At 69.0% G+C, this 13,332-nt stretch carries 11 protein-coding genes; 7 read left to right on the top strand and 4 right to left on the bottom strand.

Annotated features, from left to right (window positions below; translation table 11 throughout):
• Positions 1 to 137: 137 nt before the first annotated feature.
• Genes E9536_RS00960 through E9536_RS00980 form a run of 5 tightly spaced genes read left to right on the top strand, consistent with a single transcriptional unit; the run spans position 138 to position 5,412 of the window.
• Positions 138 to 836 (top strand): TetR/AcrR family transcriptional regulator, encoded by a 699-nt coding sequence (locus E9536_RS00960; protein WP_027791467.1) that lies wholly within the window; start codon positions 138 to 140, stop codon positions 834 to 836.
• Positions 833 to 1,807, top strand: coding sequence for an HlyD family efflux transporter periplasmic adaptor subunit (locus E9536_RS00965; protein WP_136469103.1), 975 nt, complete (start codon positions 833 to 835; stop codon positions 1,805 to 1,807). The genes E9536_RS00960 and E9536_RS00965 overlap by 4 nt, the downstream gene beginning before the upstream one ends.
• Positions 1,804 to 2,763 (top strand): ABC transporter ATP-binding protein, encoded by a 960-nt coding sequence (locus E9536_RS00970; protein WP_027791465.1) that lies wholly within the window; start codon positions 1,804 to 1,806, stop codon positions 2,761 to 2,763. The genes E9536_RS00965 and E9536_RS00970 overlap by 4 nt, the downstream gene beginning before the upstream one ends.
• Positions 2,760 to 3,914 (top strand): ABC transporter permease, encoded by a 1,155-nt coding sequence (locus E9536_RS00975; RefSeq protein ID WP_059696254.1) that lies wholly within the window; start codon positions 2,760 to 2,762, stop codon positions 3,912 to 3,914. Before E9536_RS00970 ends, E9536_RS00975 begins: the two co-directional genes overlap by 4 nt.
• A 10-nt stretch (positions 3,915 to 3,924) precedes the next feature.
• The gene (locus tag E9536_RS00980; protein ID WP_136469104.1) at positions 3,925 to 5,412 is read left to right on the top strand and encodes an efflux transporter outer membrane subunit; all 1,488 of its coding nucleotides are present in this window, start codon (positions 3,925 to 3,927) and stop codon (positions 5,410 to 5,412) included.
• A 250-nt stretch (positions 5,413 to 5,662) separates the two neighbouring features.
• Here the strand turns inward: E9536_RS00980 and E9536_RS00985 are convergent, their stop codons facing one another.
• Positions 5,663 to 6,880, bottom strand: a complete 1,218-nt coding sequence (locus tag E9536_RS00985; protein ID WP_027791462.1) for a porin — start codon at positions 6,878 to 6,880, stop codon at positions 5,663 to 5,665.
• A 479-nt stretch (positions 6,881 to 7,359) separates the two neighbouring features.
• Positions 7,360 to 8,424, bottom strand: a complete 1,065-nt coding sequence (locus E9536_RS00990; RefSeq protein WP_136469105.1) for a squalene/phytoene synthase family protein — start codon at positions 8,422 to 8,424, stop codon at positions 7,360 to 7,362.
• 375 nt (positions 8,425 to 8,799) lie between these two features.
• Between E9536_RS00990 and E9536_RS00995 the strand changes: the two genes are divergently transcribed.
• Entirely contained in the window at positions 8,800 to 9,945 is a 1,146-nt protein-coding gene (locus E9536_RS00995) for a glycerophosphodiester phosphodiesterase (protein ID WP_136469106.1), read from the top strand.
• A gap of 61 nt (positions 9,946 to 10,006) precedes the next feature.
• On the opposite strand, the gene E9536_RS01000 is transcribed toward E9536_RS00995, so the two are convergent.
• Together E9536_RS01000 and E9536_RS01005 are read right to left on the bottom strand one after the other, a co-directional pair.
• A complete protein-coding gene (locus E9536_RS01000) occupies positions 10,007 to 11,632 on the bottom strand; it encodes a rhodanese-related sulfurtransferase (RefSeq protein ID WP_136469107.1) in 1,626 nt (541 codons plus the stop codon).
• Positions 11,633 to 11,737: 105 nt separating this feature from the next.
• Positions 11,738 to 12,304: a cysteine dioxygenase gene (locus E9536_RS01005; RefSeq protein WP_027791458.1), complete on the bottom strand. Its 567-nt coding sequence runs from the start codon at positions 12,302 to 12,304 to the stop codon at positions 11,738 to 11,740.
• Between the two features lie 17 nt (positions 12,305 to 12,321).
• Between E9536_RS01005 and E9536_RS01010 the strand changes: the two genes are divergently transcribed.
• Entirely contained in the window at positions 12,322 to 13,296 is a 975-nt protein-coding gene (locus E9536_RS01010; RefSeq protein WP_027791457.1) for a LysR family transcriptional regulator, read from the top strand.
• The last annotated feature ends 36 nt before the right edge of the window (positions 13,297 to 13,332 follow it).

Genomic DNA, 13,332 nt, shown 5'->3' on the forward strand with positions numbered 1-13,332 from the left:
CCACTACCCGCTTGCCGCACCGCGCCGCGCCACATCCCGGCCCGCCCGCGCCCCCGTTCGACGCTCGCCTGATCTCGATCAACCCGGTCGAAAACCCTTCCTTGAAATTAACTAACTCATCAATTAGCGTCGATTTCATGAACGCGAAATCCACCGTCGCCAGGCCGCGCGGGCGCCGCCCGTCGGTCGACGATTTCGACCTGCGCGACCACATGCTCGACGTCGCGATGCAGCTGTTCGCCGAGCGCGGCATCGCCGCGACGACCGTCGCGCAGATCGCCGCCGCCGCAGGCGTCACGTCGGCGATGGTCCACTACTACTTCACGAATCGCGAGCGGTTGCTCGACGCGATCGTCGAGGAACGGCTCGCACAGGCGATCGCGTTCGTGTGGCGACCGACCGAGCCGCGGATCGACGACGATCCGTTCGCGCTCGTCGGCGAACTCGTCGACCGCTTCTTCGACGTCACGCACCGCATGCCGTGGCTGCCGTCGATCTGGCTGCGCGAGATCGTCCACGAAGGCGGGCTGCTGCGCGAACGGATGGTCCGGCGCATTCCGCTCGATCATGTCGGGCGCTTCGCCGAACGCATCCGCGGCGCGCAGCAGGCCGGCACGCTGAACCCCGCGCTCGAACCCGCGTTCCTGTTCCATTCGATCGTCGCGCTGGTGATGCTGCCGCTCGCGACCGCGAAACTGTGGCAAAGCGCGCGCGGCATGCCGCCGATCGACCGCGACGTGCTGCACCGGCACGTCCGCGCGTTGCTCGGTTCCGGAATGCAGCCGCCCGCCCCCGCGCGTCGCGCACGGGCCCGCTCGCCACGGAGGCCGTCATGAAGCCGCCCCGCGCACTGCCGCTGGCGACGGTTGCCGCGGTCGCCGCAATCGCCGTGCTCGCCGGCTGCGGACGCCCGGCCGACAACGGCACGACCTACCAGGGCTACGTCGAAGGCGAATTCGTGTACCTGTCGTCGTCGCAATCGGGCACGCTGACGCAGCTGCCGGTCGCGCGCGGCCAGACCCTCGCCGCCGGCGCGCCGGCCTTCTCGCTCGAGGCCGTCAGCGAAACCGCCGCGCTGTTGCAGGCGCAGCACCAGCTCGCGGCCGCCCGCGCGCAGCTTGCCGACCTGCGAACGGGCAAGCGCCCGCCGGAAATCGCGGTCACGCAGGCGCAGCTCGCCCAGGCCACCGCGCAGGCCGCGCGGGCCGCCGCGCAACTGGCGCGCGACGAACGCCAGTACGCGGCCGGCGGCCTGTCGAAGCAGCAGCTCGACGATTCGCGCACGTCCGCGCAAACCACCGCCGCGCAGATGCGCGAACTGCAGAAACAGGTCGACGTCGCGCGCCTGCCGGGCCGCGCGCAGCAGGTCGCCGCGCAGGCCGCGCAGGTCGACGCCGCGCAGGCGGCCGTGGCCGAAGCGCAGTGGAAGCTCGACCAGAAGCGCGTCGCCGCCCCCGCCGCCGGGCGCGTGTACGACACGCTGTACCGTGTCGGCGAATGGGTGCAGGCCGGCAATCCGGTCGTGCAGATGCTGCCGCCGCAAAACCTGAAGGTGCGCTTCTTCGTGCCCGAGGCCGCCATCGCATCGCTCACACCGGGGCGCACCGTCGCGATCCACTGCGACGGCTGTGCGGCCGACGTGCCCGCGCACATCACCTACGTGTCGAGCGAGGCCGAATACACGCCGCCCGTGATCTATAGCAACGAGAGCCGGACCAAGCTCGTGTTCATGATCGAGGCGCGCCCGGCCGTGGCCGACGCGCCGAAGCTGCATCCGGGCCAGCCCGTCGCCGTGAGGGTGCCGTGAACGCGTCCTCCGCCCCGTACGCGATCGACGTCGATCGTCTGAACAAGCATTTCGGCGACAAGCACGTCGTGAAGGACGTGTCGCTGCGCGTCGCGCGCGGCGAGATCTTCGGCTTTCTCGGGCCGAACGGCAGCGGCAAGACCACGTCGATCCGGATGATGTGCGGGTTGCTCACGCCCGACTCGGGCAGCGGCACCTGCCTCGGCTACGACATCGTGCGCGACAGCGCGCAGATCAAGCGGCGCGTCGGCTACATGACGCAGCGCTTCTCGTACTGGGAAGACCTGTCGATCCGCGAGAACCTCGATTTCGTCGCGCGCGTGTACGGGATGCCCGACCGCAAGGCGGCCGTCGCGCGCGCACTCGACGGGCTCGGCCTCGCGAGCCGCGCCGATCAGCTCACGGGCGCGCTGTCGGGCGGCTGGAAGCAGCGCCTCGCGCTGGCCGCCTGCATGCTGCACGAGCCGGCCCTGCTGCTGCTCGACGAGCCCACGGCCGGCGTCGACCCGGCCGCGCGCCGCGACTTCTGGGAAGAACTGCACCGGCTGGCCGCCCAGGGAATTTCGGTGCTCGTCAGCACGCACTACATGGACGAAGCCGAACGCTGCCACAAGCTCGCGTACATCGCGTACGGCGAGCTGCTCGCGCAGGGCACGTCGGCGGAGATCGTCGCGTCGCAGGGGCTCGCGACCCGCGCGATCACCGGCGGCCACCTGGCCGAACTGTCCGCGCGACTGCGCACGATGCCGGGCGTCGACCAGACGGTCGTGTTCGGTTCGGCGCTGCACGTGAGCGGCCGCGATCGCGCGCGGCTCGACGCGACGCTCGCGCAGGTCGCGGCGCAGGCCGGCGGGCCCGCCGCGCTGCAGGTCGCGCCGATCGACACCGGCCTCGAGGACGTGTTCATCTACATGATGGGCCGCGCATCCGCGCCGCCCGGCGGAGCGTCGTCATGAACGCGTGGGCGCGCTTGCGCGATGCGTTCTCGGTCGCACGCTGGTGGAGCATCGTGCTGAAGGAATTCCTGCAGTTGCGCCGCGACCGCGTGACGTTCGCGATGATCGTCGGCGTGCCGATCATCCAGCTCTCGCTGTTCGGCTTCGCGATCAACACCGATCCGAAGCACCTGCCGACCGCGGTGATCGTCGCCGACGCGAGCCCGTTCGCGCGGAGCTTCGTCGCCGCGATGCGCAACTCCGCGTACTTCGACATCGTCGAGACGCTGCCCGACGAAGCGGCCGGCCAGCGTGCGCTCGCGCGCGGCGACGTGCTGTTCGTATTGAACGTGCCGGCCGATTTCTCGCGCCGGCTGCTGCGCGGCGAACGTCCGTCGCTGCTCGTCGAGGCGGACGCGACCGATCCCGTCGCGACCGCGTCGGCGATCGGCGCGCTCGCCGGCCTCGTGCAGCCGGTCGCGGACAAGGACCTGACCGGCCCGCTCGCGCACCTGAACGGCCGTCCGGCCGCCTTCGACGTCGTGCTGCACCGGCTCTACAACCCCGAGGGCATCACGCAGTACAACGTCGTGCCGGGCCTGATGGGCGTGATCCTGACGATGACGATGGTGATGATGACGGGCCTCGCGATCACGCGCGAACGCGAGCGCGGCACGATGGAGAACCTGCTCGCGACGCCCGTGCGACCGCTCGAGGTGATGACGGGCAAGATCGTCCCGTACGTGCTGATCGGGCTGATCCAGGTGTCGATCATTCTCGCGGCCGCCCGCTTCGTGTTCGAGGTGCCGTTCGTCGGCGGCGCGTTCGCGATCTACCTGTCCGCGCTGCTGTTCATTGCCGCGAACCTGACCGTCGGCATCACGCTGTCGTCGCTCGCGCAGAACCAGTTGCAGGCGATGCAGCTCGCGGTGTTCTACTTCCTGCCGAACATCCTGCTGTCGGGCTTCATGTTCCCGTTCGCCGGGATGCCGAAGTGGGCGCAGTTCATCGGCAACCTGCTGCCGCTCACCTACTTCAACCGCCTCGTGCGCGGCATCCTGCTGAAAGGGAACGGCTGGAACGACCTGTGGCCATCCGTGTGGCCGGTCGCGCTGTTCACGGTCGTCGTGATGGGCATCGCGTTGCGCTTCTACCGGCGCACGCTCGACTAGGCACCGCACGATGAAGCCGGCTTCGCGTCGCCCCCTCCACGCCACCCGCTGCTGCACGCTGGCCGCTGCCGCGCTGCTCGTCGCCGGATGCGCGGTCGGGCCGGATTTCCACGCGCCGGATGCGCCCGCCACGCAGCGCTACACGCGCGGCGAACCGCCGGCGACGACGGCTGCCGCCGGCCCGGCAGGCGATGGTCAGACGTTCGCATCGGCCGAACACACTCCGCAGCACTGGTGGACGCAGTTCGGCTCCGAACCGCTGAACCGGCTCGTCGATACCGCGTGGCGCAACAGCCCGACGCTTGCCGAAGCCCGCGCGCGGCTCGACGAAGCGCGCCAGAACCATGCGGCCGAAGCCGGCGCGACGATGTTGCCGAAAGTCGATGCGAGCCTGTCCGCGACGCGCGAGCAGGTCGACACGACCGCGTTCGGCCTGCCGGCCAGCGTGCCGAGCCCGGGGCCGTTCACACTTTATGACGCGTCGGTGAGCGTGTCGTACGTGCTCGACGTGTTCGGCGGCAACCGGCGCGCGCTCGAGGCGCTGCGCGCGCAGGTCGACTACCAGGCCTATACGCTCGAGGCCGCGCGCCTGACGCTCGCGGGTAACGTCGTCGCCACCGCGATCCTGCGCGCGTCGCTCGCGCAGCAGGTCGCGCTCACGCGGCAGCTGATCGACGCGCAGACGCGGCAGCTGCGCATCGTCGAAGCGCGTTTCGCTGCCGGTGGCGTATCGCAGGCCGATGTGCATGCGCAGCGCGCGTTGCTCGCGCAGACGCAGGCGTCGCTGCCGCCGCTCGCGACCCGCCTCGCGCAGTCCGGCCACCGGCTCGCGATCCTGCTCGGCGCGCCGCCCGCCGACGCGATGCTGCCCGACCTCACGCTGGATGCGCTCGCGCTGCCTCGCACGCTGCCCGTCGCGCTGCCGTCGACGCTCGCACGCGAACGGCCCGACATCCGCGCCGCCGAAGCCATGCTGCACCAGGCGAGCGCGAACGTCGGCGTGGCCACCGCGAACCTGTATCCGCGCTTTTCGGTTTCGGCGGGGATCGGCTCGGAGCGCACGCGTATCGCGGACATCGTGAGCGGGCTCAACGTGTGGAACGTCGGCCTCGGCCTGACGCAACCGCTCTTTCACGGCGGCGAACTGCGCGCGAAGAAACGGGCGGCCGAAGCGGCGTACGACGCCGCGTTCGCGAGTTACCGGGAAACCGTGCTCGAGGCGCTGCAGCAGGTGGCCGATGCGATGCGCGCGGTCGAGCACGACGCTGCCGCATGGCAGGCTCGGGACACGGCGGCACGGGAAGCGGCGGCCAGCGATACGATTGCCGGCGACCGTTACGCGGCGGGCGGGATCAGCACGTTCGACCTGCTCGATGCACAGCGGCAGGCACTGCAGACGGCGCTCGACCGTACGCGCGCACAGGCCGACCGGCTTGCCGATACGGCGGCGCTGTTTCAGGCGCTCGCGGGAAGCTGGACGAACGACGCGGCGGAGTGAGTGCGCGGTGCAGGGTCAATGCGGCGATCGAAGCGAAGCGATCGCGCGACGCGGGTTTGACCCAGCGATGGAAACTGAGCGACCGGATGCGGGCTTGACGCAGCGATAGAAGCGGAATGATCTCGCGGTGCGGGCTTGACGCAGCGATCGCGGCGCGACATTCGCCCAAATCGCGCGGACATGAAAAAACCGGCCCGAAGGCCGGTTTTCATACCGCATGTCGCAAGCGGCGCTCGCGCGCCGCGCGACATCAGAAGCGGTGGATCATGCCGACGCCGACGCCGATCTGGTTCTGCTTCGAACCTGCGCCCACGCCGTCGCCGATCGACGTCGTTGCAGCGATGATCTTGCCGCCGTTCAGCGTGTTGCCGCTCGCGTGCTGGTACGCCTCAACCGCGTACAGGCCCGTGCGCTTCGACAGGCTGTAATACTGCGACACCGTGACCTGGTGGTACTTGGCCGAGCTCGTGATGCCGTTCGACTGCGTTGCCGCCGTGTACGAGTAGCCTGCCGCGAAGTCCCACTGAGCGACCGGCTTCCAGTGCAGCACGGCGCCAGCCGTGTTGAAGATCGCCGTGTTCTTGAAACCCGAACCCGTGCCCGGAATGTATTGAACATTCGAGTACGACGCCGAAATGTCCCACGCCGGCGAGAACTGGTAGCCAGCCGTGACGGCCAGTCGCTGTTGCGACTGCGCGAACTGGTAGCCATTGTTGATCGACGAAACTGCCGGCTCGACACCGTTGGTGCCGGCTGCGTTCAGGCCGTTCTGCACCGTCGAGTTCGCGCCCCACGCGCCGCCGCCGAGCGTCGAGTTGTTGACTCGCTGGTAGCCGACCGCGATGCCTGCCGGGCCGTTCAGGTACTGGATCGCCGCGCTCCACGTCGAGCCGCGGTTCGTCGCGCCTGCGACGCCGCCGAACGAGTACGAACCGCCGACCGTGAAGCCGTAGAACTTCGGCGACATGTAGACGAGCGAGTTGTTCGCGCGGTAGCTGGTATCCAGCGAATCGATATCGCCCGGGTGCGCGCCGTAGTAACCGGTCAGCCAGGTCGTCGGGCTGTACGGCGACAGCAGCGTGTAGTACGCGGTGTACTGGCGGCCGGCCGTCAGCGTACCGTACGTATTGTTGGTCAGGCCAACCCACGCCTGACGCGTGAAGATGCCGTTGGTCCATTGCGACGAACCGTTAGCCGTGTTGACGCCGGCTTCCAACTGGAAAATCGCCTTCGTGCCGCCGCCGAGATCTTCGCTGCCCTTCAGGCCGAAGCGGCTGCCTGCCCACACGCCGGTGGACATCTGCACCTTCGAGTGACCACCCGTGGTCGCGCCGACTGCCGACGAGTTGTTTTGGTATGCGATACCGTTATCGACGATACCGTACAGGGTCACGCTGCTCTGTGCGTGGGCGGCGGTAGCGGCTGCAAGGCCCGCTGCCGTCATGGCGAAAGCGACGCGCTTTTTCATTGATTCTCCGTCCTCAAAGAATGATTTCTTTTCTGGTGTGGTTTTATGACTGACACATGTGCGAGTACATGCCGACGCGATTCTGACGGATTACCAATCATTTCCCAACATGTGCAGTCGGTCATCGTATGATCGACGCAACGCACGGGTTCACCAAGCAGTTACATAACACCTGAAAACGCTTACGCGGCGGGCTTTTCCGGCATTTCCCGGTGAAAACCCTAGCTTTACATTTTTACGGGTGCAACACGACCGTCGGATGTTGTCAGATGCCTTCGGCGAAATACATCTTACAAATGCGCGACCGCGGCTGACGCCACGATTCACGCCGCCGCGAAGGATCGCTGACGTTCATGACACCCACGTTTCGCGAAACGAAATGATGAAAACGTTTTTAGACGATGCGGGAGAACCGGCCCGGCGAACGCGGGCCGAGGGGCGATACCGGCACCTGTCGCGCCGGCATCGTTCGGTGGGTGTCAGCGTGTGACCGGCTGCGCGAGATGCGCGCTCACGGCATCGGAGAGCGCGGTCATGCGCGCGCGAATCGCCGTGTTCGAGCCGACCAGCGTGAGCGACGACGCCATGATCCGGTAGACGCGCTTTCTCGGCACCTTGGCCGGCTTCGCCGGATCGAGCCACGCGTCATGACCGGCCAGCAGTTCGAGCGTTTCGAGGCCGATCATGATCGGCCACAGGCATGCCAGCCGCAGCCGCACGAAGCGGCGCGGGATCGCAACGGTATACAGGCATGCGTCGCGATACTGGTCCAGCGTCACGCGCAGCAGGTCGACCAGCACGCCGCGCGCGCGCGCCGACGCATCGGGCAACATCAGGTCGGCGACGCTCAGCCCGTGCGCGCCCAGCACATCGTCGGGCAGGTAGCAGCGGCCGATGCGCAGGTCCTTCGCGCAGTCGCGCAGGATGTTGGTCATCTGCAGCGCCTTGCCGAAGCGGATGCCCTTCTCGACCATGTCCGGCAGGTTCCAGCCGCGCGCGGCCGGCGTGTGCATGCCCGTCATGTCGGTCCAGAACTCGCCCACGCAGCCGGCGACGAGATAGGTGTAGCGGTCGAGTTCGTCGCGCGTCCGAAGCGACGCGACCCGCCCCGATTGCTCGTCGGGGAACGTGCGCAGGTCGAATACCATCCCCGCCGTCAGCGTCGCGACGACCTTGCGGATCGATGCGCGATCGGCGTCCGGCTGCGCGCGCAGCAGCGCGAGCATCGGCTCCATCGAGCCGAGCAGCACGTGCTCGTGCGAATCGGTCTGCATCCGCGTCACGTCCTCGAGCGCACGCGACAGCGCGACGCCGTCGCCGAGCTGCTCGACCTCGTCGCGCAGCTCGGTCAGCAATGCCGCCCGGCGATCGGGCGCGACGAGCGCCGTATCGGCGATCGTGTCGGCGGCGCGCGCGAGCAGGTACGCGAGGCCGACCGGGTCGCGCATGCCGTCGGGCAGCACGCGCAGCGTCAGGTAGAAGGAGCGGGAAACGTTCTTCAGCAGGTCGCCGAGCAGGTAGGCGGAATCGGTTCGAGTCGTCATGGGTCGGGAAAAATCGGCCGGCGCGGGCCCCGGACGCACACGGGCGCCGGGCGCCCGCGCCGGCCCGCAAGTCGCCGCATCGTCGCGCCAGGCGGGCGTCCGGCCCGGCACGGCGATGCAAAATTCCCGCAAGTTTAGTGCATCCGGCGCACGGCCTGCCCGGGACGGCCGGAATGCGTCGCCCGTCGGGCCGCCGTCAACCGCCCCGCCGCGCATATCGCGCCCCGAAAACAAGAAACGGAAAGGCCGAAGTAATACATATGTAATTATTCGGTGCGACGATCGCGTCCCATCCGACTCCGTGCGACACGGCACGACAGCCGCACCGCCGGAGCGACCGCCCCTTTCCGACTCTCGTTTCGAAGGTTCACCGACATGCTCTTCAAGCGCCCGACCTCCCTGCGCTACGTCCCGTTCGCCTGTGCCGCCGCATTCCTGCTCGCCGCGTGCGGCGGCGACGACGACGTCGCGTCCGATCCCACCCAGCCGATTTCCGCGAAGATCCAGGTGGTCGGCCATCGCGGCGCGAGCGCGCTGCGCCCCGAACACACGCTGGCGTCGTACCGCAAGGCGATCGAGGACGGCGCGGACGTGATCGAGCCCGATCTCGTGTCGACGCGCGACGGCGTGCTCGTCGCGCGCCACGAGAACGAGATCTCGGGCACGACGAACGTGTCCGCGCTGCCGCAGTTCGCGAGCCGCAAGGCGACCAAGACGATCGACGGCGCGCAGCTGACGGGCTGGTTCACCGAGGATTTCACGCTCGCCGAGCTGAAGACGCTGCGCGCCCGCGAGCGCATTCCGCAGGTCCGCCCCGCGAACACCGCGTACAACGACCAGTTCGAGATTCCGACGTTCGACGAAATCGTCGCGCTCGCGAAGCAGTTGTCCGCACAGACCGGCCGCACGATCCACCTGTATCCGGAAACCAAGCACCCGACCTACTTCCAGTCGATCGGCCTGCCGCTCGAGGACCGCCTCGTCGATGCCCTGCTGAAGGATGCGTACACGGCCCGCACCGCGACCGTCTACATCCAGTCGTTCGAGGTCGCGAACCTGAAGGCGATCCGCAACCGGATCAAGTCGAGCCAGCCGAACTGGAAGCTCGTGCAGCTGATGGACGAAGCCGGCCAGCGCCCGTACGACTTCGTGAAGGCGAACGACAAGCGCACCTACGGCGACCTGTCGACGCGCGACGGCATGCGCGAGGTCGCGACCTATGCGAACGGCGTCGGCCCGTACAAGACGTCGATCATCGCGGTCGCCGCGGACGGCACGCTGCAGCAGCCGACACCGTACGTGCGCTACGCGCACGAGGCCGGCCTCGTCGTGCATCCGTACACGTTCCGCCCGGAGAACAACTTCCTGCCCGCGTCGCTGAAGGACGGCGGCACGCCGGCCACGCGCAACACGGCAGGCTCGGTGCGCGAGATCCAGGCGTACCTGCGCGCGGGCATCGACGGCTTCTTCACCGACGATCCTGCCGTCGGCCGCACGGCCGTCGATACGTTCAAGCGCTGACACGCGCGTCGACCGGGCGCGGCGCGCGGCGCGCGCGTTGCGCCCGGTTGCATCGCATCGGTCAGATCACGTTGAAGTGGTGCGTGCCGTCCCGCTTCAACTGGTCGACCAGCCCGTATTCCCAATCGAGATACGCCTGCATCGCGGCCGCCGCGTTGTCGGTGCCTTCGTACGGGCGCCGGTAGCGGTCGACGCGCGGCGAGGCGAGATGCGTCTCGCCGCTTTCGAGCGGCAGCCCGGCGTCGATCCACGCGGCCGTGCCGCCGGTGAGCACCCGGATCTCGGCCGAAGCCGGCAGCAGCGCACGCGCGTCGTCCGCCGCAAACCGCGCGAGCAGGCTCGACCCGCACGTGAACACATAACGCTTCGCGGCCGGAATCGCCGCGAGCGCGTCGCGCAGCTTCGCACGCACGGCGAACCACGCGCCCGGGATATGGCGCTTCACGTAGTTCGCGCTGGCCGTCACGTCGACGATCGCCAGCTCGCCGGGCGCCGCCTCCTTCAGCCAGCCCGCAAGCGTCGCGGGCGATACCTCCGTCACGGCCGGCGTCGCCGGCACGTCGCGCGGCGGCTGGCCGCGCTCGCCGAAAGCGGCCGCGCCGGCCGGCTCGACGACACGCACGTCCCAGCCCATCTGCGCGAGCCACGACGCGGTCATGTCGGCACGCACGCCGTCGTCGTCGGCGAGCACGATCCGCGCGCCGCGCACGGCTGCGTGATGGTCGGTCTCCTGCACGAGCTGGCCGCCCGGCGTGCTCAGGAAACCGGGCAGATGGCCGGCTTCGTATTCCTCCGGCGTGCGCACGTCGAAGCGGTACAGCGTGCGGCCCGGTTCGTCGAGCGCGGCGACGTCGGCGAGCGCGATGCGCGGCACGCCCGCGCGTTCGGCCACCGCGCGCGCAGCGCGGCGCGCTTCGTCGCGCTGCGTCGCGTCGATGTCGTCCGGAAAGCGCCGCGCGGCACCCCGCTCGAGCGTCTGGCCCGCGAGCGTCCAGCCGATCGTACCGTTGCGCAGCGCCGCGACCGGATTCGGCAGCCCCGCGTTGACGAGCGACTGCGTGCCGATGATGCTGCGCGTGCGTCCCGCGCAGTTGACGACGACCTGCGTCGCCGGATTCGGCGCAAGCGCGCGCACGCGCAGCACGAGTTCCGCGCCGGGTACGCTCGTCGAGGTCGGGATGTTCATCGTCTGGTATTCGTCGAAACGGCGCGCGTCGACGATCACGACATCGGCCTGCGCGTCGATCAGCGCCTGCACCTCCTGCGCGGACAGCGACGGCGTATGCCGCTCGGCCTCGACCCATTCGCCGAACGACTTGCTCGGCACGTTCACGTCGATGAACAGTTCGCCGCCCGCCGCGAGCCAGCCCGCGAGGCCGCCGTCGAGCAGCCGCACGTCGGTGTAGCCGAGTTGCGCGAGCTTCTCGGCCGCGCGCGGCGCGAGATCCTCGCCGCCGGCTTCGCCGAATACGACGATCGGCGTGTCGCGGCGCGGAATCCGCGTCCACGCGTCGAGTTCGAGTTTCGACAGCGGAAAGTTGGCGGCCCACAGCGGGTGGCCCTGCGCGTATGGATCTTCCTCGCGCACGTCGATCAGTGCGATCTCGTCGCGGGCAAGCAGGCGCGCGCGCACATCCTGGTACGACGCGACGGGAAAACGGGAAGTGGAATCGGCGGAGTGCGTCACGATGTCTCTGTATTGAATGCGTTGAAGTCGGTGAAGAAAGCGGAACGGATCAATCTTGAGCCCGCCGGCGCGTGCGGGCAACCGGCCGCATCGGCGGGCGTTGCATCAGGCGTTCGAATAGCCCGACACGAAGGGTTTCACGGTGCCGTCGTCCAGGTACACCGCGCGCTCGACCTTGCCGATGTTCGCGCCGTACACGTGGATGCTGATCGATACCTGATCGGCGAACGCGTTGGTCACGCGATGGACGTCGCCGATGCGCGGCGACACGGCCTCGATCTCGCCCGGCGCCAGCCGCACGGCTTCGCCGGACGGCACGGGCCGGCCCGCCGCGTCGAACCGGTACGGCTGCGAGAATTCGCCGCCGCGCAGCATCCCGATCAGCCCCCACACCGTGTGATTGTGGATCGGCGTCGTCTGGCCGGGGCCCCACACGAAGCTGACGACCGAGAACCGCTCGTCCGGGTCGAGATGCAGCAGGTATTGCCGATAGCGCGCGGGGTCGGGCTGCGCGAACGCGTCGGGCAACCAGTCGTCGTGTTCGACGAGCGCGGCGAGCAGCGCACCGCCCTCGTCGAGGATGCGCGCCTCGTCCGCGCCGGACGCGAGCAGCGCGCCCAGACCGTCGACGAACGGACGCAGCGGCGTCTGATGCAACGAAAGCGTACTCATCGGCTGGCTCCTCGAATATGATGCCGAATATGATGGATCGTCATGATGCACCTGAAAGACCATGCAGAACAAACATGAAAATTAGCGATATCGACGCTTTTGCAGCGGTGGTCCGCTGCCAGACCCTGAGCCAGGCCGCGGCCGAGCTCGGGATGACGCAGCCCGCGATCACGCGGCGCGTCCAGAATCTCGAGGAAGCGCTCGGCGTGACCCTGCTCGATCGCAACACGAAGCCGCCGCGCCCGACCGACATCGGCCGGCAGGTCTTCGAGCAGTGTCGCGCGATCCTGCGCGAAGTCGATGCGCTGCGCGAGCTGACGGCCGGCGAGCAGCCGCCCGCCGGCGAGTTCCGGATCGGGCTCACGCAGGGCCTCGGCGAACTGATGCTGCCCGCGCTGATATCCGAACTGGCCGCGCAGTGGCCCGCGCTCGCGACGCAGGTCACGACCGCGTGGGGCGGCATGCTCGTCGAGCGCGTCGCCCGCCGCGAACTCGATGCGGCGCTCGTGTTCCTCGCGCGCGAGATGGTGCTGCCGGCACAGGTCGACGGCGAACGGCTGCTGGCCACGCGGCTCGTCGCGGTCGGCCGCAAGGGTGACTGGCCGCGCCGCAGCTACCGGCTCGCCGATTGCCACGCTCATGGCTGGGTGCTCAATCCCGACGGTTGCGGCTTTCGTGCGGGCCTGCGGCGCGCGCTCGACGCGCAGGGCCTGCCGATGCCGGTCACGCTCGACACCTACGGCCGCGACTTGCAACTGCAGAGCGTCGCGAACGGTTTCGGCATCGGGCTGATGCCGCTGCCGCTCGTCGAAGGCAGCCCGCTGCGCGACGCGCTCGACATCGTGCCGCTCGCCGATTTCAAGCCGCACATCGATCTGTGGTTGCTGCGCCGGCACGATGCGGCCCGCTTCGGCGCGCCGCTCGCGGCCGTCGCCGCGCATGCGCGTGCGGCATTCGCGCTGCCCGAGCAGGCGCACGACCAGGCTGCGTGACCCTATCGGGCGGCGGCAGCATCGCGCCGCCCGATC

Origin of the sequence: Burkholderia sp. LS-044 (genome assembly GCF_004803625.1) — a bacterium.
Lineage (GTDB): Bacteria > Pseudomonadota > Gammaproteobacteria > Burkholderiales > Burkholderiaceae > Burkholderia > Burkholderia cepacia.

Excerpts from the sequence above, each read along its gene's own strand:
- E9536_RS00960 (WP_027791467.1), top strand. The coding sequence starts at position 138 with ATGAACGCGAAATCCACCGTCGCCAGGCCGCGCGGGCGCCGCCCGTCG.
- E9536_RS00965 (WP_136469103.1), top strand. The coding sequence starts at position 833 with ATGAAGCCGCCCCGCGCACTGCCGCTGGCGACGGTTGCCGCGGTCGCC.
- E9536_RS00975 (WP_059696254.1), top strand. The coding sequence starts at position 2,760 with ATGAACGCGTGGGCGCGCTTGCGCGATGCGTTCTCGGTCGCACGCTGG.
- E9536_RS00980 (WP_136469104.1), top strand. The coding sequence starts at position 3,925 with ATGAAGCCGGCTTCGCGTCGCCCCCTCCACGCCACCCGCTGCTGCACG.
- E9536_RS00985 (WP_027791462.1), bottom strand. The coding sequence starts at position 6,880 with ATGAAAAAGCGCGTCGCTTTCGCCATGACGGCAGCGGGCCTTGCAGCC.
- E9536_RS00990 (WP_136469105.1), bottom strand. The coding sequence starts at position 8,424 with ATGACGACTCGAACCGATTCCGCCTACCTGCTCGGCGACCTGCTGAAG.
- E9536_RS00995 (WP_136469106.1), top strand. The coding sequence starts at position 8,800 with ATGCTCTTCAAGCGCCCGACCTCCCTGCGCTACGTCCCGTTCGCCTGT.
- E9536_RS01005 (WP_027791458.1), bottom strand. The coding sequence starts at position 12,304 with ATGAGTACGCTTTCGTTGCATCAGACGCCGCTGCGTCCGTTCGTCGAC.
- E9536_RS01010 (WP_027791457.1), top strand. The coding sequence starts at position 12,322 with ATGATGCCGAATATGATGGATCGTCATGATGCACCTGAAAGACCATGC.